The sequence below is a fragment of the Nitrospirota bacterium genome (assembly GCA_040754395.1).
In the GTDB taxonomy this organism is placed as follows: Bacteria; Nitrospirota; Thermodesulfovibrionia; order Thermodesulfovibrionales; family SM23-35; genus JBFMCL01.
Genome location: JBFMCL010000021.1, coordinates 41,661 through 60,580, shown reverse-complemented (window position 1 = coordinate 60,580; position 18,920 = coordinate 41,661). Strand labels below are relative to the sequence as shown.

The 18,920-nt window shown below is 44.9% G+C and carries 20 protein-coding genes and 1 rRNA gene; 17 read left to right on the top strand and 4 right to left on the bottom strand.

The window, feature by feature from the left end; all coding sequences use genetic code 11:
* From AB1552_11055 to murJ, 3 genes are all read right to left on the bottom strand, one after another.
* Nucleotides 1–127 (bottom strand): 16S ribosomal RNA (locus AB1552_11055); the annotation flags it as partial.
* A gap of 462 nt (nt 128–589) precedes the next feature.
* Nucleotides 590–1,213 carry an MBL fold metallo-hydrolase gene (locus AB1552_11050; protein MEW6054306.1) on the bottom strand — a complete coding sequence of 208 codons (624 nt, stop codon included), beginning with the start codon at nt 1,211–1,213 and terminating at the stop codon, nt 590–592.
* A gap of 15 nt (nt 1,214–1,228) precedes the next feature.
* Nucleotides 1,229–2,803 (bottom strand): murein biosynthesis integral membrane protein MurJ, encoded by a 1,575-nt coding sequence (gene murJ, locus AB1552_11045; GenBank protein MEW6054305.1) that lies wholly within the window; start codon nt 2,801–2,803, stop codon nt 1,229–1,231.
* 217 nt (nt 2,804–3,020) lie between these two features.
* Here murJ and trpC point away from each other — a divergent pair, with 217 nt between their 5' ends.
* Together trpC and AB1552_11035 are read left to right on the top strand one after the other, a co-directional pair.
* On the top strand, nt 3,021–3,818 hold the full coding sequence (gene trpC / locus AB1552_11040; GenBank protein MEW6054304.1) for an indole-3-glycerol phosphate synthase TrpC: 798 nt from the start codon (nt 3,021–3,023) through the stop codon (nt 3,816–3,818).
* A 12-nt stretch (nt 3,819–3,830) separates the two neighbouring features.
* The gene (locus tag AB1552_11035; GenBank protein MEW6054303.1) at nt 3,831–4,448 is read left to right on the top strand and encodes a phosphoribosylanthranilate isomerase; all 618 of its coding nucleotides are present in this window, start codon (nt 3,831–3,833) and stop codon (nt 4,446–4,448) included.
* Nucleotides 4,449–4,457: 9 nt separating this feature from the next.
* Here AB1552_11035 and queF read toward each other — a convergent pair whose 3' ends face one another.
* Nucleotides 4,458–4,841, bottom strand: coding sequence for a preQ(1) synthase (gene queF, locus AB1552_11030; GenBank protein ID MEW6054302.1), 384 nt, complete (start codon nt 4,839–4,841; stop codon nt 4,458–4,460).
* A gap of 117 nt (nt 4,842–4,958) precedes the next feature.
* Here queF and rpmH point away from each other — a divergent pair, with 117 nt between their 5' ends.
* From rpmH to AB1552_10955, 15 genes are all read left to right on the top strand, one after another.
* Nucleotides 4,959–5,099, top strand: a complete 141-nt coding sequence (gene rpmH / locus AB1552_11025; protein MEW6054301.1) for a 50S ribosomal protein L34 — start codon at nt 4,959–4,961, stop codon at nt 5,097–5,099.
* A complete protein-coding gene (gene rnpA / locus AB1552_11020) occupies nt 5,099–5,467 on the top strand; it encodes a ribonuclease P protein component (GenBank protein MEW6054300.1) in 369 nt (122 codons plus the stop codon). Before rpmH ends, rnpA begins: the two co-directional genes overlap by 1 nt.
* Nucleotides 5,430–5,639: a membrane protein insertion efficiency factor YidD gene (gene yidD / locus AB1552_11015; GenBank protein ID MEW6054299.1), complete on the top strand. Its 210-nt coding sequence runs from the start codon at nt 5,430–5,432 to the stop codon at nt 5,637–5,639. Before rnpA ends, yidD begins: the two co-directional genes overlap by 38 nt.
* Nucleotides 5,640–5,641: 2 nt before the next feature.
* On the top strand, nt 5,642–7,234 hold the full coding sequence (gene yidC / locus AB1552_11010; protein ID MEW6054298.1) for a membrane protein insertase YidC: 1,593 nt from the start codon (nt 5,642–5,644) through the stop codon (nt 7,232–7,234).
* A gap of 44 nt (nt 7,235–7,278) precedes the next feature.
* On the top strand, nt 7,279–8,673 hold the full coding sequence (gene mnmE, locus AB1552_11005; protein ID MEW6054297.1) for a tRNA uridine-5-carboxymethylaminomethyl(34) synthesis GTPase MnmE: 1,395 nt from the start codon (nt 7,279–7,281) through the stop codon (nt 8,671–8,673).
* A 47-nt stretch (nt 8,674–8,720) separates the two neighbouring features.
* On the top strand, nt 8,721–8,915 hold the full coding sequence (locus AB1552_11000; protein ID MEW6054296.1) for a DUF6485 family protein: 195 nt from the start codon (nt 8,721–8,723) through the stop codon (nt 8,913–8,915).
* A 405-nt stretch (nt 8,916–9,320) separates the two neighbouring features.
* On the top strand, nt 9,321–10,655 hold the full coding sequence (locus AB1552_10995) for a DNA methyltransferase (protein MEW6054295.1): 1,335 nt from the start codon (nt 9,321–9,323) through the stop codon (nt 10,653–10,655).
* Between the two features lie 8 nt (nt 10,656–10,663).
* Nucleotides 10,664–11,458: an endonuclease gene (locus AB1552_10990; protein ID MEW6054294.1), complete on the top strand. Its 795-nt coding sequence runs from the start codon at nt 10,664–10,666 to the stop codon at nt 11,456–11,458.
* Nucleotides 11,459–11,480: 22 nt separating this feature from the next.
* Complete coding sequence (locus AB1552_10985; protein MEW6054293.1) at nt 11,481–12,287, top strand: restriction endonuclease; 807 nt, start codon at nt 11,481–11,483, stop codon at nt 12,285–12,287.
* A 54-nt stretch (nt 12,288–12,341) separates the two neighbouring features.
* Nucleotides 12,342–12,881, top strand: coding sequence for a hypothetical protein (locus tag AB1552_10980; GenBank protein ID MEW6054292.1), 540 nt, complete (start codon nt 12,342–12,344; stop codon nt 12,879–12,881).
* A gap of 28 nt (nt 12,882–12,909) precedes the next feature.
* On the top strand, nt 12,910–13,902 hold the full coding sequence (locus AB1552_10975; protein MEW6054291.1) for a hypothetical protein: 993 nt from the start codon (nt 12,910–12,912) through the stop codon (nt 13,900–13,902).
* Nucleotides 13,903–14,163: 261 nt separating this feature from the next.
* Complete coding sequence (locus AB1552_10970; GenBank protein ID MEW6054290.1) at nt 14,164–15,306, top strand: penicillin-binding protein activator; 1,143 nt, start codon at nt 14,164–14,166, stop codon at nt 15,304–15,306.
* 12 nt (nt 15,307–15,318) lie between these two features.
* Nucleotides 15,319–16,926 (top strand): hypothetical protein, encoded by a 1,608-nt coding sequence (locus tag AB1552_10965; GenBank protein MEW6054289.1) that lies wholly within the window; start codon nt 15,319–15,321, stop codon nt 16,924–16,926.
* Nucleotides 16,923–17,711 carry a class I SAM-dependent methyltransferase gene (locus AB1552_10960; GenBank protein ID MEW6054288.1) on the top strand — a complete coding sequence of 263 codons (789 nt, stop codon included), beginning with the start codon at nt 16,923–16,925 and terminating at the stop codon, nt 17,709–17,711. Before AB1552_10965 ends, AB1552_10960 begins: the two co-directional genes overlap by 4 nt.
* A gap of 48 nt (nt 17,712–17,759) precedes the next feature.
* Nucleotides 17,760–18,920: a radical SAM protein gene (locus AB1552_10955; GenBank protein ID MEW6054287.1), complete on the top strand. Its 1,161-nt coding sequence runs from the start codon at nt 17,760–17,762 to the stop codon at nt 18,918–18,920.

Below are 18,920 nucleotides of genomic sequence, written 5' to 3'. Positions count from 1 at the left end.
TGGCCCATGACCATAGAATTCTTGCTATCAGCTATGAGCTAAGTGCTGTGAACTAACACCGTCCGACTTGCATGTGTTAGGCACGCCGCCAGCGTTCGTTCTGAGCCAGGATCAAACTCTCAAATAACACTCAAAACTTACCTGGACGCCTACTTTTTAGTTTTCAAAGAACATCTCTGCATCCCTGGGGTGGAGCTTCAGAGGCTTTTTTCACGTGGGCACCGTTTCTGATGCTTAGGCTTCCCCTCGCCTTTGCAGGCTTGTGGGGCATGCATCACTACATCAGTATTCGGCTCCCTCTTTTTGTGTGTTCCCTCAGCTCGCCTTAGCCCCAAGGATTTGCAGAGAAAAATAAAGGCCATACCAAGTAGTATAGCCTTCCTTTATCAAAGAACTACCTGGTCTCGTCAGACCATTTCAGACTCTTTATCGTTCATCTGATATTAGCATATCATTTTTGAAAAGTTAGTCAATAGGGAAATATCGGCGATTATAGCTGAATAGAACTGATAAAATTCCAAATTCGGCTAAAAATACATGATATCTCTTCTTTTCAAGAAATCCTATCTCTCCTTCACAGGAAAATGTATTATATTTCAGATGAAAAGAAATTGTCAACTTTCTCTTTTCCGATAGTTGTCTCAGGTCCGTGTCCCGGGAGCACCCTAATCTCATCAGGCAATGCCATCAGGCGCCTGAAAGACATTTTGAGCATCCCGATATTCCCTCCGTGCAGGTCGGTTCTTCCCACAGAACCTGAAAAAAGCGTATCTCCGGTAATGAGAACCCCTTCACCGTAAAGGCAGATTCCTCCGGGGCTGTGTCCAGGCGTATGCAGTACCTCGAATCTGAGGCCTCCCACCTGTATACTATCGCCTTCGGAAACAAGAATGCTGGGGTCCGGCTGATCGTCGAGTTCAAACCCCCACATTGCGGCATGGTCTTTTGCGCTTTTGTATATCTCCAGTTCATTACGGTGAAGCACGATCCCTGCCCTTGTTTCATTCCAGATATCCGATACCGCAGCGATATGGTCGAAATGCGCATGGGTACACACGATATATTTCACCGTAAGTCCTTTTTCCTCCACCATGGCAAGGATCCTTTCAGGTTCATCTCCCGGGTCAACGATAAAACACTCCTTTGACTTCTCATCTCCTATGATAAAACAGTTGTTCTCCAGAGGTCCGACCACCAGATTCAGGATTATCATATTTCCTCCCTTGTGTTATTTTCTGAATTTTTGCCTGAACATCCCGGCGACATACGCAAATTCCTCGCTCTTCAGCAGAGCGCACAGACAAAAATATGTGACGAGACAGAAAGCGATCGTCCCGCCCAGGTACAGGCTCTTGTGCAGGGTATTGCCGTGTATCTGCCACATCTCTCCGCGCAGGACAGCCCACCCTGCCACTCCCATAACGGACGCGGAAAGAATGCTTTTCGCAAAAGACGAAATGATTCGTTTCGCATCAACCCTTTCCAGCTTCTTTCTCAGAAAGAAAAAAAGAAGGACAAAGTTCACACCGGATGCGAGTGAGTTTGCGAGCGCAAGACCGTTATGCCTGAGCGGATGCATGAGCAGAACGCTCAGGATTACATTGGATGCCAGCGCAACAAGCGCAACTTTTACCGGTGTCTTTGTGTCCTGCATGGCATAGAAGCCTGCCGTAACTATCCTCACGCCCACGATCGACCATATCCCGATTGAGTAAAAAAGGAGTGCCTGGGCAGTCCCTACGGTTGCAGCGTAATCAAACATGCCCCTCTGAAACAGAATATTGACTATGGGTTCCCTCAGGGCAATCAATCCCGCCATTGCCGGGACTGTTACGAAAAAAAGCAGCCGTAACGCAAATGAAAAATCTTCCCGCAGCCTGTCATGGTCTCTGTTTACTGCATGCTCCGATAGTGCCGGGAGTATCGCCATTCCCATCGCCACTCCGAATATGCCGACAGGGAACTGAACAAGACGCATCGAATAATAAAGATACGTGATGCTTCCTTCAGGAAGGAAAGAGGCAAGAATAGTGCTGATGAAGATATTTATCTGCGCCACTGCCATCCCCATCGTGGCAGGCATTATGAGAATCGACATCCTTCTCAGCCCCTCGTGCCTGAAATCATATGCCGGCTTCAATGAGTATCCGTGCCGGAAAAAGGGCGGGAGCTGAAACGCAAACTGCACGAATCCTCCTATCGCGACACCGATCGCCACCGCGAGGATCGGCTCTGTCATCCGTGCTGTAAACAGTACCACCACTATGATAATCGTGATGTTCAGCATTGCCGGCGCAAGCGCAGGGACAAAGAAAGTCCGCCTGACGTGTAATGCGCCCATGGAAAGTGCAGCAAGGCTTATGAACAACAGGAACGGGAACATCACCCTTGTAAGGAGCACTGTCAGGGAGAATTTGTCCGGTGTATCGATAAAACCCGGAGCAATTACCGCGACTATCTGGGGAGCAAAGACAACCCCGAGAATGCAGATCGAACCCACGAAAAGCAGGATAAAAGTAAAGGTAATCCTGACAAGCTGCTTCGCCTTTTCCGGACCATGTTTTGTCTGGTATTCCGTCAGGACAGGAATAAATGCGGAGGACATAGAACCTTCTGCGAACAGTTCTCTGAGAAGGTTCGGGATTCTGAACGCAACAAAAAACGTATCGGCTGTCCCGGTCGCCCCAAAAAAATTCGCCAGTATCATATCCTTAATGTAACCGAGGATACGGCTGATCAGGGTTGCAAAAGACATGATCCCCGCGGCCTTTGCGATGCGCTTTTTTTCATCCCCCGGGGTCATCTGCGGTAGCAAAAACTCCTGTATTTTTTCGTTTTCACCGATGCCTGCTCTTTTTTCCGTCCTTCCCTGACATCAGCCGGAGCGTTATCACCCACAGGTGAGCAACGAACGGACGCTGCAGGGAGTGGCGCCATTCGATCCCGTATCGTTGTGAGGATTATAGCAAAAATGAAGCGGAGAATTTACAAAATATGCAGCAGTTGGATAAAATGCCTGCATGGGAATTCTTGATGACATTGTCTTCAGAAAAAAGGAAGCACTGAACAAAGTGAGATCCCGCCAGCCCGTTTCCGAGCTGAAACACAGGATCCGTGAGAATGAAAAACCGAGGGATTTCATGTCAGCGGTAATGCGTTCCCCCGGGGGGCCGGTAAAACTCATCGCGGAGATCAAGAAGGCTTCTCCGTCGAAAGGGGTCATACGAAGGGATTTCGACCATCTTTCAATAGCCGGGATATATGAAAAAAAGGCGGTAGATGCGGTTTCTGTGCTTACTGAGGAGCACTTCTTTCAGGGAAACCTTTCTTTCCTTTCTGATACCAGGAAAGTCTACTCCGGACCTGTCCTGAGAAAGGATTTCCTTTTTAATGAATACCAGATCTATGAGTCAAGGGCTCACGGTGCGGATGCAATATTGCTGATCGCGGCAATTCTCGATAAGAACCAGGCGAAGGAATACCTTCATCTTGCGGCAGAACTCGGGCTTTCAGTCCTTTTCGAGATTCATGATTACCGGGAACTCGAAACCGCGCTTTCCACAGACTGCAAAATCATCGGCATCAATAACAGAAACCTGAAAACACTGGCGATTGACATCAACACCACCTTCATGCTGAAAAAAGAAATCCCTTCCCATAAGATTGTGGTGGCGGAGAGCGGGATAAAAACAAGGGAGGATGTCAGAACACTCGGGGAAGCAGGAATTGATGCGATGCTTGTCGGCACGTCTTTCATGGAATCCCGTGACATAGCGGGCATGATTGACTTGCTGACAGGGAAAACAGCGCAGATATGATACAATGATGCTATGCAGGTCAGAATTAAAATCTGCGGCATCACGAATCTCGACGATGCCATGGCAGCAGTCGATCTCGGAGCTGATGCCGTCGGATTCGTTTTTTTCCGGGGCAGCCCGCGATATATCAGACCTGACGATGCAGCGGAAATCATCAGAAGACTCCCCTCATTCGTTACCACAATCGGGGTTTTTGTCGACGAACCATTTGATCAGATAGAAAAAACCATATCCGCAGCAGGCATAGACGTTGTGCAGCTCCATGGCAATGAACCGCCAGAAGCATGCAATTTTTCAAGGCGGCTGATAAAAGCAATAAGGGTTAAGTCCCTTGAAAGCCTTGACCCTCTTGTGCACTTCAGGGACAGGGTTTCCGCCTTCCTTCTTGATACTTATACTCCCAACGTATATGGCGGCACGGGCCAGATCTTCAACTGGGACATTGCAATGTACGCAAAGCAGTTCGGCAGGATTATTCTTGCGGGAGGGCTCACGCCGGACAATATTCATCAGGCCATACAGCGCGTCAGGCCGTATGGTGTAGATGTCAGCAGCGGCATTGAAGCAGAAAAAGGGAAAAAGGACCACCATAAAATGCAGCTGTTTATCGAAAAGGCAAGGGGAGCCTGAAAGCAGAACCTAGCGTTTTGCCTTCGGCTGCTGATCAGAGCAGACCTTTACGAGCGTCTTTACATTCCCCCGCGGGTTAAAATCCCCTGTTACTTCAAGGAATTTCGGCTTCAGTCTCTTTTCAAGTTCTTCGTAAATCCTGTTTGTAGCTGCCTCATGCGAGATGTGTGTATCACGGAATGCATTCAGATACAGTTTCAGCGATTTCAGTTCCACAATGCGCTTTCCCGGCTTATAGCGTATGTGAATGGCGGCGAAATCAGGATATCCTGAACGCGGGCAGAGGCAGGTAAATTCCGGAAAACTGATATGTATTTCATAATCCCTCTCAGGACTCGGATTATCCCATATCTCCAGTGAGGCTTGCCTGATCTTTTTCTCCCCGTATTTCATGCAAAAATGTAACATCTGACAGAGACAATTGTAAAGCGACGGAGGGATGTTCGGTTCCGGCATCTTTCCGGACTTGACATTAGTTTTCGCGAAAAACTATAATTTAGGTTCAAAATTATGGGTACTTACACTACATATCATCCACACACAAAAAAGCGGAAAAAGACTCACGGCTTTCTCGAAAGGATGAGTTCTCCAGGCGGACAGAAGGTTATCAAGAGAAGAAGGGCCAAAGGGCGCAAAAAACTCTCTGTTTAATGCGTGAAGCCCTTTTACGCTCCTTAACGAAACGACGGGATTTTGATTTGGTATTCAGGGAAGGGAAACACCTGGCTTCACGATATCTCGTCATCTATGCCAGACCGAACGGTCTCGCTTTCAACCGCCTCGGACTGTCTGTTGGGAAAAAACTCGGCACAGCGGTTACCAGGAACAGGATAAAACGACTTCTGAGAGAGGCCATAAGAAAAGCACTCGGTGGGACTGCATGCCGCTGCGACTTTGTGATTGTTGCGAAGAGGTCCTCTGTTGAGGGAAGACTAGACGATTTCATTATTGAAATAAAAAATTATTTGTCAAGGTTCATGCATGAAAAAAGCATTGCTGTCAGTTTTAAAGCTGTATAAATATCTTCTGTCGCCGCTTTTCCCCACGAGCTGCAGGTTTTCTCCCTCATGTTCACAGTATTCGATGGATGCAATCAGCAGATATGGCTGCATAAAAGGATCATATCTTTCATTCAGGAGGTTATTGCGGTGTCATCCGTTTCACCCAGGCGGACATGACCCTGTAAAATAGACATGGAAAACAGAGCACTTATTGCAGTAGCGCTGGCATTTTTAATTCTCCTTGCATATCAGTTTTTCGTAATGCCGCCTGAACCACAGAAACCTCAGACGCCTGCAACTGGAAATGAGCAGACGGTTCCGGCAGAACGCCAGCAAACTGCTGCACAGCCTCCCTCGCTTCCCCTGACCGGTGACATACAGCTATCGCAGCATGAAAAAGAGATAAAAGTCGAAAACGATCTGTATTCAGCCGTCTATACAAGCATGGGGGGAACAATAAAATACTATGAACTGAAAAATTTCAAGGACAAGGAAGGCAAGAATGTGGTGCTGCTCGGAAAGCCCGGCACAGAACCGCCTCTCGGAATAGGCTCAAAGGACGATTTTGCATTCGCGGAAAAAAATTTCCAGGTAACCGGTCGCGACATGCTCCTTACCAGCAACAACAAGACCGGCACGCTGGTTTTCGAATATGCAGAACAGGGCATTGCAGTCAGAAGGTCGTATACGTTTTATCATGACACGTACCGGGTTGACATCAAGGACGAAGTTTCCGGAATGCCTGATTACTGGATAACCATAGGAACGGACATCGGCATACATGACAAGCATGATACCTCTACACATGTCGGACCTGTTCTTCTCAAAGAAAGCGACAGGATTGAATTCGACTCCGGGGGGTTGAGCGAAGCCAAAAGCTATCGTGAAGGTCTGAGATGGATAGCCCAGGAAGACAAGTACTTCTTTGCTTCTCTGGTTCCTCTCGCTCCCGTTGAACAGGCGAAGGTATGGAAAATGAATGACTCCCCGGTTATCGCATTGCAGGGAAAGTCCGGGACAAACAGTTTTATCCTTTATGTCGGGCCTAAAGATTATGATTACCTCAAAACACTGAATGTCGGGCTGGAACATATCATCGATTTCGGATTCTTCTCAATACTTGCCGTCCCTCTCTTTTGGGTATTGAAGTTCTTCTACCAGGTAAGCGGCAACTATGGGTGGGCGATTGTGCTCCTTACCACCGTTGTGCGGATACCTTTTATTCCGCTGATTAACAAGAGCCAGAAATCCATGAAGAAAATGCAGGAAATTCAGCCTAAAATGGCCGAACTCAGGGAAAAATACAAGAAAGACCCTCAGCGGATGCAGAAGGAAACAATGGAGCTTTATAAAACGCACAAGGTCAATCCGATAGGCGGATGCCTTCCCATCCTTCTGCAGATACCGGTATTCTTTGCCCTTTATAAAATCCTTCTGATCGCGATCGAACTCAGAGGTGCGCCTTTCATGCTCTGGATAAAAGATCTTGCCGCACCTGATTCGCTTTTCGGACATATACCGGCAGCAATTCCCCTCATCGGCGGATTTGCAGTCGGCCCGCTGCCCATACTCATGGGAGCCACGATGGTCATTCAGCAGAAAATGACCCCCACGACCCTGGATCCCACGCAAAACAAAATTATGATGCTCATGCCGGTCGTTTTCACGTTCCTGTTCCTGAATTTTGCATCAGGCCTTGTCCTCTACTGGCTCATGAACAACATATTCAGTATCGCCCAGCAGTTCTACGTGAACAGGAAAATGGCGAAAGAACAGGCGTCGTAATATCGGCTGCTTTCCTGTCTGCCCGAACAGAAGGACATGAGGATATGCGCTCACCTGAAGATACCATAGCAGCAATCTCCACACCGCTCGGCGAAGGAGGCATCGGCATCGTGAGGCTGAGCGGAAAACATTCGGTCCGGACTGCGGAGAAACTCTTCTCCTCGCCAAAAAATTGCACTCTCGGCAGTGTGAAACCGTACAGCATGGTCTACGGTCACATCAGAGACCCGTTCACCGGCGAAAAGGTGGATGAAGTACTGGTGACTGTCATGAAATCCCCGCATTCCTATACAAAAGAGGATGTGGTCGAGATAAACTGCCACGGTGGCATGATCACTGTCCGGAAAACCCTTGACCTTGTCCTGAAACAGGGGGTGCGGCTTGCAGAACCCGGGGAGTTTACGAAAAGGGCCTTCATAAACGGCAGGATAGATCTGAGCCAGGCAGAGGCAGTGCTCGATCTCATCCGGGCAAAAACAGACGAAAGCAGAAGGATCGCCGTTGAGCAGTTGCAGGGAGGCCTTTCTGAAAAGATAACCGGACTGAGGGACCGGCTGACGGAGATATGCGTCCAAGTCGAAGCCTGTATCGATTTCCCCGAGGATGAGATCGAAACCGCAGCAGCACAGGACCTGCTCAGGGAAATATGCATAATCCGCGATGAACTCGAGAAGCTGCTGAAGACATACGATGAAGCCCGCTTTTTCAGGGAAGGGCTTTCAACGGCGATTATCGGAAGGCCCAATGTCGGAAAATCTTCTCTCCTGAATGCACTGCTCAGGAAAGACCGGGCGATTGTTACAGACACCCCCGGCACAACGCGTGACATAATCGAGGAATATCTGAATATCAACGGACTTCCCCTGAGGATCATGGATACGGCAGGAATCAGGGAAGTCAGGGAGACCGCCGAACAGGAAGGAGTGAAAAGGAGCCTGCAGAGCATCGAGAACGCTGATCTTGTAATCGCTGTCTTTGACCGGAGTGAACCCCTTACTGATGAAGATATTGAGGTGATTGAAAAGATAAAGCCAAAGCGCACGATCATCGTCTTCAATAAGTGCGACCTTCCTTCATTGGCTGACATGAATTTTCTCATTTCACGACTCATCGCTACCGCTCCCCGTGCGCTGGATGTTTCTGCCACAAGGGGAGACGGTCTCGAGGAACTGAAAGACGCAATCTTCACCACCTGTCTGAGTGACTGGAAAGAGGAAAGGGAGGGTGTCGTGGTCACAAATCTCAGACATAAAACGGCGATAGAACAAGCAGTCGCATCTCTCGGCAGGGCAGCACAGACCTTGACGGAAAATCAGCCCCTTGAGATACATGCCCTTGAGCTCAGGACGGCCCTGGACAATCTCGGCACCGTCGTCGGAGCAATCACAACAGAGGATATACTGGACAGGATATTCAGCGAATTCTGTATCGGCAAATAGCCCTTTTCGTTGCAAAAAACAAAATGTAAAATGTACAATTGAAAGTCATGGAATGCATTCAGGAAAAATTCAGGAAATTCTGCACATGCACGTATGAGCCGTGCGAGAGGAAAAGCAAATGCTGTGAATGCCTTCACTATCACAGGAGGAACGGCGAACTTCCCGCGTGCTTCTTTACGAAAGAAGCTGAACGCACCTATGACCGTTCAATCGCACATTTCATTCGCACGCAGAAAAAGTAGCGGTATCGGTCGTTTTTTTTGTTCTTCTGATCACTGTAGCTGACTTCTGATCATGCCGGTGTGGTGGAATTGGCAGACGCGCCGGACTCAAAATGTGGCCAGAACAAAAAACAGCAATCGGCTACTGGCAATGGTTTCAGCGTAACACTTTGATTAGTAAGCAGAAAAAGCATTTCTATATATTCCGGCTATTGCCGTCAAATCTGCATAAAACGCATAAAACTACTACAATTTTACTACAGTAAGAAAATGTCCCTATTGTCCCCATTGTGTCCCTTTTAATTACAACTAAATTCATGTCCCCGTTGTCCCCATATGGGATTTGAAATCATAATTTCTGTTTTGTTTTTCGCTAAAAATGTAGTAGTATTAACAAAAAGTTAAACGCATAGAAAGAAGAGAGAATTGCAATTACAAATTGAAATCCCTGGAATAAAAGTACCTGACGATACTAAGCTTAAGAACGGAAAGAAGAACAAGCTTGACCCTAATGACAGCATGTTTCATGACTGGTATCGTTTTGTCCTTTCTTTCCCACCCCATTTAGTCCGGCATTACATCCGTAAATTCAATATCGATGAAAGCAAAGTTATCCTTGACCCCTTCTGCGGGACCGGCACGACCGTAGTAGAGTCGAAGCTCAACAGAATACCCGCAATCGGCATTGAAGCAAACCCGTTTGCACATTTTGCAACCTCTGTAAAGACTGACTGGAGCATTAAGGGAGAAGAACTTGAAGCAATGGCGCATGAAGTTGCATCTGAAGCAGTCGAGGAACTCAAATCCGAAGGCATTGCAGACGCTCCGACTCTTGGGGGGAATATCCCGGAACTCAATCTGAACACGCTCGACGCGCACGCCCGAAAACTGCTTATTACGAACTCAATAAGCCCCCTTCCATTGCATAAGACACTAAGACTGTTGAACACCCTAAGACGATACAAAGATCATCCATGCTTTAACCATGCCTTGTTAGCTCTGGCAAACGCGCTCGTTTTTAAAATAAGCAACCTCAAATTTGGGCCGGAGGTTGGAGTTGGAAAATCGAAATTGGATTATCCGGTTATTAGCTCCTGGTTAGGGGAAATCGATAAAATTGCGAGAGACGTTGCCTCGATCGAAGGAAACACGTACCCACCATGCAAAGCAATTCTGGGCGATTCTCGTCAAATCAGCAAAATGCTTGACCATGACAGTGTTGATTTTGTGATAACATCCCCGCCCTATCCAAATGAAAAAGACTATACCAGAACAACGAGGCTGGAATCAGTCTTATTAGGATTTATAAATAATCTGGAGGAGCTGAGAAAATTCAAAAAGACCCTGATTCGTTCAAATACCCGTGGAATCTATAAAGACGATGAAGACGATAAATGGGTTGCAAACAACGAAAATGTCCTGAACCTTGCTGAAATGATCGAAAGAAAAAGAATTCAACTGAAAAAAACTTCCGGTTTCGAGAAACTCTACAGTCGGGTTACTGTTCAGTATTTCGGGGGAATGGCTAAACATTTCGCCGATCTACGTCATGTCTTAAAGAAAGGTGCGCTTTTGGCTTACGTTGTAGGCGATCAGGCTTCTTATTTTAAGGTGATGATTCGCACTGGTGAACTGTTAGCAGAGATCGCTCAATCATTAGGATATGAGTTAGCAGAAATCGAGTTGTTCCGCACGAGATTTGCTACTGCAACTTCAGCTCAATTAAGAGAAGAGGTTGTTATCCTGCGTTGGCCCGGATAGGAGACTGCATGAAGAAGAACCGTTATGTTCAGATTATTGAAGCAATATTTTTCAAACATTACTCTGAAGGTGCGTCAAGGGTACCTTTCCAGAGATCAGATATAATCGAGGCAGCGAAAAAACTCGGAATAAAACTGCCAAAAAACATAGGCGATCTCATTTATTCTTTCCGGTATCGTTCAGACTTGCCTCAATCGATTCTGGCAAAAGCTCCGGAGAATGCATCATGGGTAATCAGACCGGCAGGAACCGCCAAGTATGTCTTTGAATTGGCGGCCATTGCCAGCATTACCCCAAATCCAAAACTTGCTGAAATTAAGATACCGGACGCTACACCTGGAGTCATAGAAAAATATGCTTTGAACGATGAACAGGCATTGTTGGCAAAGATCCGCTACAATCGATTAGTTGATATCTTCACCGGCCTGACCTGTTATTCTTTGCAGAACCACCTAAGAACAACAGCTCCCCAGATAGGCCAGGTGGAAACAGATGAAATTTATATCGGGATTGATAAGAGAGGAGCACACTACGTTCTCCCGGTTCAAGCTAAAGGCGGGACAGACAAGCTTGGAATTGTGCAATTTGAACAGGACTTGGCAGTCTGCCTCGCAAAATTTCCTAATCTGATATGTAAGTTAATTGCTGCACAATTCATGCGGGACAACATCATAGCTATTTTTGAACTGGAAGATTCCGAAGCCGGAATCGTCATAGTCTCAGAGAAGCACTATAGGCTTGTGCCACCTGAAGAGCTTTCCCCTGAAGATTTAAAGAAATACAGTCTGCGTTCTGCTGATTAAGTTCGGCAATACAGACAAATTAATGGCAAGAAAAAATGATTCAATTCTCGACCTGTTGGCTCTCTTTCCGTGGTGGGTTAGTGTTGCGTTATCCGGCATTTCATATCTTATTCTCAAATACTTCATTCCCTCAATAGAACTTCAGCAAAAGGGGCCTACAGACACGACATATATGCTTTTCAAAGGACTGGCTAACGCCGCGCCCTCACTTGCTCCGATAATTGCACTGGTTTTATTAATCCCTGCTCCCATTTCGGCAATTAATTCCTGGCGCAAGCGTAAGCTCCTGGACAGGCAGGAATCTATTGATACTGTTCGTAATTTAAACTGGAAGGAATTTGAAGAATTGGTTGGGGAAGCTTACCGGAGACAAGGATATACTGTATATGAAAATGCCATTGCTGGTCCTGATGGTGGCATCGATTTGACGTTGAAAAAGAACGGCGAATTGATCCTTGTTCAATGCAAACAATGGCGGAATATTAAAGTCGGCGTTGACAAAGTTCGAGAATTATATGGCGTTCAGACTTCACAAAATGCAAATAAGTCAATTTTAATGACTTCTGGTTTCTTTACTCAGGAAGCAAGGAATTTCGCAGCAAACAAACCCATCGATCTGGTCGAAGGTTCTCAACTATTGGAATTCATTAAAAACGTTCAGCCTGATCACAAAGCAGCGCTGCCTGTCTCAAAGGCATCTCTTGTTTGTCCACAATGCGGCAGTGAAATGGTGCTGAGAACCGCAGGAAAAGGCTCGAATATCGGTCAAAAGTTTTGGGGCTGTTCAAGATATCCCAAGTGCCGGACTACAAAACCTTATGAGGGCTAAGAAATTATTCAAGGCGAAGGGAATAACCCTATCGTATTTAAAAATGGTGACAAGATGATTGGAAGTTGGCAGATTCAACATCTTGATGCACCGTCTCTATGTCTTGAGCTTGGGTTGGCGCATCTTGACGCAAGCATAAATCTATGCAAGGACATGAAGGCGGGTGCACTCCCTGATACCTTTCATCACGCAAAGGTTATCATGTCACTTGCTTATCACGGCGTTGAACTCTTTTTGAAATTCGGGATAGGCAGAAGGAACGGCGGAATATGCCCTAAAGGTCATTCTCTAAGACCACTCCAAACTAAGTACGAAAGCCTCAACCCAGACCCTAACTTACACTTCGTTATTCCATTTATTCCAGCCTACCTTGGTTTTTCAGCAGCTGATATTGAACAAAAGATTCAAGATGAACAACCATTTGACCAGCATCTACGATACCATCTCAACTTGAAAGGGCAATCTTGGCCGGACATTCACGGATTTGACGTGGAGACATACGTTTCCGAAGTGACTTCACTTTGCGACACCTTACGGGCAATCAGCAAGAAGATTGAGGCCAGCGAGCCCGTCAGGCGACACCCCGGTGTCTGATGACTGAGGGAAGCAGGATTAACAAATAATGACGCTGATTGCAGCATACAGGCATAAAGGTATTCCAGTTCTGATAGGAGACATGGCGCTTTCAAAAGGCGGGCTTCGATCACTTAGGAAGAAAGTATATGTCATTAATAACAATTTCGCTGTTGGCTGGACAGGTTACAGTGTCGTCGCAAAAGAGGTGATTACTGCGTTAAAAAAGGCTTATTCCAACAAAAGAGTTACCAAAGAATCTGTAGAACATTTTTTCAAGATGCATGAAGTTGGTGATTTCGGAAGCCTGCATACGAATTTCATTGGATGGGTTATCGACAAAGAGCCCTATTGTTTTCTCTGGAATTGCTTATACCCAAAAGAAATCTTCTATAATGACCATTTCTTCGAAGGCTCTGGCGAAGAATACTTTGAAAGTCTACGAAAACGAGAATGGAATAGTGGCGGTTCAGCGCTTCCAGTTGAAGAGGAAGCTGTCCTTTCCGTTATAAATGAAGTCGCGCATGCGCGATTTGAAGAAAGCCTATACCGTAAGAGTTGGGATCTTAGTTTCGGTGCGTCGTATGATATATTGATTTTTTTAAAAGGGCGGTTTAGATATGTCAGGTCAATAGCTTATATTGGTTGGGATTATTTTTGGGATTCTCATAAAGGTACTGGTTGCTTAGAGCAGACACCGATTATTATTAAACACAACTGCATGGGTGAATACTCAATTATCCAAGAGGCATTGCACGGAAGGTATCATGACGGAAGAACGATAAATTATCTGTCGCGTCCAGTTTATGATGATATGCCTACAGCAAATTTTTCTGACTTTCCCCTAACTTTGCAGTCGGATTATTACGCGAATTATTTCTTATTTCGAGAAAGTGGAAAAACTATTTTCAAGATTCTACTAACCGTCCAGAAGATTACAAGTGAAGGCCCTCTGAGAGTTAAGAAACATGGTGGCGCATATCTTCTTGACTATGATACCGATGAACTAGATCAAATATACCGAAAGCATACTACGCAATGACTAATCTGTCCTCAAAGGGTTCCAACCACTCAGGAGGAATTTAGCGGTATTGCTTGGAAATTCTGTGGCTGCATAGTTGCCAGTCGGTTAGCTCTTTGTTATGCCTATAATGGTACATTTCATTTAAACTGGTGCACCTCCTAATCGCAAGTCATAAAGTTTTTGTTTATTTTCAAAACCTTCCCTTATAATTTCATTGTTGCACAACTATAGTGAAAATCTATATAATTTTGCTAACAATTCATATGTTGGAGGAAATCCATGAATAGAATTAATCATAAACCGGCCTCAGCAGTCATTGTAATAATTTCAATCATCATAACATCGGCAATGTTCTTTTCTTTCGGGTGTACAAAGAAAGAGGAGAAGGAGATAAAAATAGGGGCGATTTTACCTTTGACGGGCGATGCTGGTGTTTACGGGCAGGCCATAAAGAAGGGAATGGATTTAGCACTTGAAGAGATTATGAAGCAAGTAAGAATGACAAAATTACATGTCATTTATGAAGATGACCAAGGGAATCCAGCTACATCAGTCTCTGCCCTCAACAAGTTAACCAGTACGGATAAAGTGAGAATTATTATTGGCGGTGCTATGAGTTCTACTGCTGAACCAATTATCCCTATTACAGAAAAGGAAAAGATTATCTTACTTTCACCTACAGCAACAAAAGCGACCTTAACAAATAATACGAAGTATTTCTTTAGGCTCTGGCCTTCAGATAATTATGACGGACAAGTAATGGCAAATGTTGCCTACAAGAATCTCGGTCTTAGACGGGTAGCAATTCTATTTGTAGATGCCGCGTATGGTCAAGGAATCGCGGACGTGTTTAAGCGCGAATTTGAGAAACTTGGCGGTTCAATCGTAGGATATGAAAGTTATGCGCAAGGGGCAACCGACTTGCGCTCTCAACTTGTGAAAATAAGAGGCACTAGGCCTGAAGCTGTTTACATACCAGGTTACGTGAAGGAGGTTTCAATTCTTCTCAGACAAGCTCGCGAGTTGGGATTCAAGACTCGATTTCTCGGAGTTAATAGCCTCAACGATCCAGCCCTCTTGGAGTTGGCTGGTCAAGGGGCTGAGGGTGCGGTTTTTACATATCCAACATATGATAAAAGCAGTAGTGACCGTGTAATCCAAGAATTCGTTCAGGCTTTTAAATCTAAATATGGCACCGAACCTGATGTCTTTGCAGCCCAAGGTTATGACTCGCTGCATGTTTTAGTGAGAGCCATTGAACTCGGGGGTGGTTCATCGGTGGATCAAATTCGAAATGGTTTTTTCATGGTTAAAGATTATGAAGGACCTGGAGGGAAAGTGACTTTCGAACATAATGGCGATGTCGTTAAGCCACTTCGCCTTTTAACCGTTCATGATGGGAGATTTGTAGATTTTAAATAAGCTGGAATTTTAATGGATAGAATTAATCCGATTAGAATAGATGTTGTAATCTTTACTGTAAACAAAGCGGAAGCTTTCAGTACGCTCGTTAAGTTTGGATTAAACAAAATTGGGAAAGAAAAAGATTTCGAATATAGATGGGGAGTAGTCGAAGGAGAGAGTGATAATGAAAGAATTTACGTTGCACATGTTAGCTTTGATGATAAGTCAGGAATTCAACAAGCTATCCTAACAGCTACAAAGATTTGCGACACCCTATATCCATCATATATTCTGATCCTTGGCATAGCAGGAGGGCGGCGAGGAGATAAGGATTCCGAAGAAAGCATCAAACTTGGCGATCTAATAGTTAGTAAAATTGTAAAGCACGGGCCAATAAGTAATGATCACCTCCGTGAAAATCCTGTTCTTCAACCTGATACTGGTTTATTCCACGCTGCTTCTGAGTTGGACAAGAACGATACATGGAGGGGATTGATAGCAGAAGAAAGTCGCGGTCAGAGAATTGATTCTTGGAAGTCCCTTATCGCCAAGAATCCACCTGGCAATGCAAAATCAACAGTGTATTTTGAAGAACTCGTTTCTACTGACCAAATAATTGACGATTTAAAAAACAATCCCAAACTGGACGAAGTCTTAAAGAAATTTCCTCGAATGGTTGCAGCCGATATGGAAGCTGGCGCCGTTGCTGGTCTACTTCTTGATCGTTATTCAGCGGGTAAATGGACGCCTCGTTTTTTTGTTATAAAGGGTATATCAGACCTCATAGATGCTGAAGATAGTGAAAAACAGGAATCCACTCGGCATCTTTGGAGGGAGTATGCTGCTGATGCTGCGGCTTCGTTTGCACGCGCCTTGATTCAATCTTTTACAAAAAAAATCCCGACATGTGCGATGCGTCTATTGCCGGCTCATATGGAAAATCACAGGCCTAATACTGACTGCTCAGGTATTTTATATTCCATTCAACCTGAGCACTATTCGGCAATTGCTGAGCACATTTTGGACAAGATTGTGACTTCTAAAGATTTCGGGGGATGTTTATTCTTTACTGTTTGTGCGTATGACCCAATAATGCTCTATGAAATGACAAGAAAAAGATTTATATATGAAAAAAATAACGAGCCAAAAACTAACAAAAGACTTAAAGATTGGACACTCGATCACTTCGGACACTTTAGGACGTTTGGTAATGTGGCAAGAGAATATTATGATAAGTGTTTTAGGATTTTGCTGTTGGACGGTTCAACAGAGGAAGAAGATGAGGAGAATAATTGGGCTAAGAAGTTGGAACCTCACTATTGGGAGCTCTTTACTGAAGTCAATCGTGGTGTTCGCTGTTGGGGCATTGGTCGCCGCGATCTTGAGTCAGTCAAGAAAGAAGGCCTTTTCTTGACCGACTACGTGATTATAGGCGATAGAATTCTTCTTGACTACTATGATGAATCGCACACATTGATTATGAGCGACCTTAACGATCCAGTCATAAAAAGTCAATTATTGGGGTTGCGCGATTTGTTCTTTAGAAAGATGGGGGACGGAAATCTTGTCCCCTTTAAGGAATTGCCTTTATTAGAGTCGGAAGCGAAACGAGTTTTTGAAAAACGAGGGTATGTATGATAGGCAAGTCATTGTTATATCCAGGCTTTCGTTACGCGGGAGTTTTAGAATCAATTACATCTCAGCGAGGCCTTCAGAGTTCCATCATAAGACACGCTGTCTCTGCTTATAATCTATATGGGGCATGTCTTTCTATCGGGACAGCCTATGGTGATGAATTGGCTTTTTTTGCACGTGAAGGCGTCCTTGATCACTGGTCCCAAATAGTCGGCATCGATATTGTTGGAGAAGTTGGAATCGATGTTTTATCTCAACCTGACTTAGCAAGATTTCACGATAGATTATTTTTTAGACAACTTGACCTTCAACAACTACCACCACCTTTTGGTGAGAATTATTGGGACTGTATCCAATGCGGCTTCGTCCTTGAAGACATAGAATATGCTGATAAACAGTATGTTTACGATAAGTTGTTTCAGTCGCTGAATCACCGAGGGATGCTCATTATTTCTGAAATGTTCGTTGATAATCAGAAAAGATCAAATGGTACGGATGAGTTGCGCAGGCAACAGATATCAGAATTGTACGAATACTTTCTTGCTGAGGCCAGAGAAAGCCTAAAACGCAAAATATTAACGCAAGATCAATATGACTTGCTTTGTGGCAATGGTCAAGATCCTGGTCTTGTGTCGACTATGAAAATGGCGATTAACGGAGCAAGGGACTATTTTGAAACACTTGAGCAAACAGAAGCACATCTTCTAACCGCAGGTTTTAGTGATATTAGTTATTATCCTAATCCTGTTTTCTCACTGATAGGTGTTATTGTTGCTCGTAAGGAGTAATGAGTCATCCTTATGTTTTCAGACAGTCATAGGATTGAATGGTCTCGAATGCTGGAGGTTCTCACGAAGCCGATTTCAGAACCTTTCGGTATTACAGACGAGTGCCGCAGATATAGCGCTGAAGAAGCGGCTACCCTGTTGACACTTGATCCTTCACTCTCGGTTGGTCAATTTCAATCTATCGTGGGAAAAGCAAAATTGCTTAAAGCATCCTTATTTAGCAATGCCATTTTTGCTGTTGTTCCCCTCTATGTGACGAGCATTTGTACTGAGCAGTGCCTATATTGCAATTATAGGTTAGGAAATCATATACAAGTAGATCGTCATCGACTTAGTGACGAGGAACTTCTTAAAGAAACTCTGTTTCTTATGGAGGAGAAAGGTTTCCGAACAATTGAATTGGTCTATTCTGCAGACCACAGTTTCGGGATTGATACTATATGCAGGCATATCGAGTTAGTAAGAAAAACTTTAGAAACTTCTGGGGGTGGTCTCATTGGGCTGAATGCCGAGCCATTTACGGTTGATGAATATCGTTTGCTGAAGTCTGCGGGAATAGATTTCATAGTGCTTTGGCAAGAAACTTATGATGTCGATACTTATCGACAGATGCATCCTGGAACTTCTAAGAAAAGTAATTTTGAATTTCGAATCGATGCCTACGAACGAATGTTAACGGCTGGAGTGGAGCATATTGGCCTCGGAGTATTATCGGGTCTTGCCGATTGGCGGAAAGATTGGGCTATGTTGCTTTTCCATCAAGAATATCTCAGGAATCATTATGATATGAAATCCCCAATCATTGGCATCCCACGCTTAAAAGCATCGGAAGGTGCTGTCATACGAGAAACTTGTCATATCCCCACGGATGATGAATTTTTGTTTTGCACTGCTATTCAATGCTTATTTGACCCTCTTTCACTCCCTTTTGTTAATACGCGCGAGTCATGGGACTTATGTGTCAGACTAAGTGCAGGTGGTGGGGCTTTGTTCACATTTAATTGTTCGACGATACCTGGTGGCTATTCTCTTGGCCGAAAAGGGTATCAATTTCCTACTTTCGACTTCGATATTGGGTTGCATCGTGAGAGAGCTGAGAAAACTGGTCTACACACTAGAATGAAGTGGGCATTTGGAGACATAGATGCCAAGAAAGCTGACGCGCTGCGTCTTTGCAGAGACAATCACTTAGCTATTGGTAAGCGATAA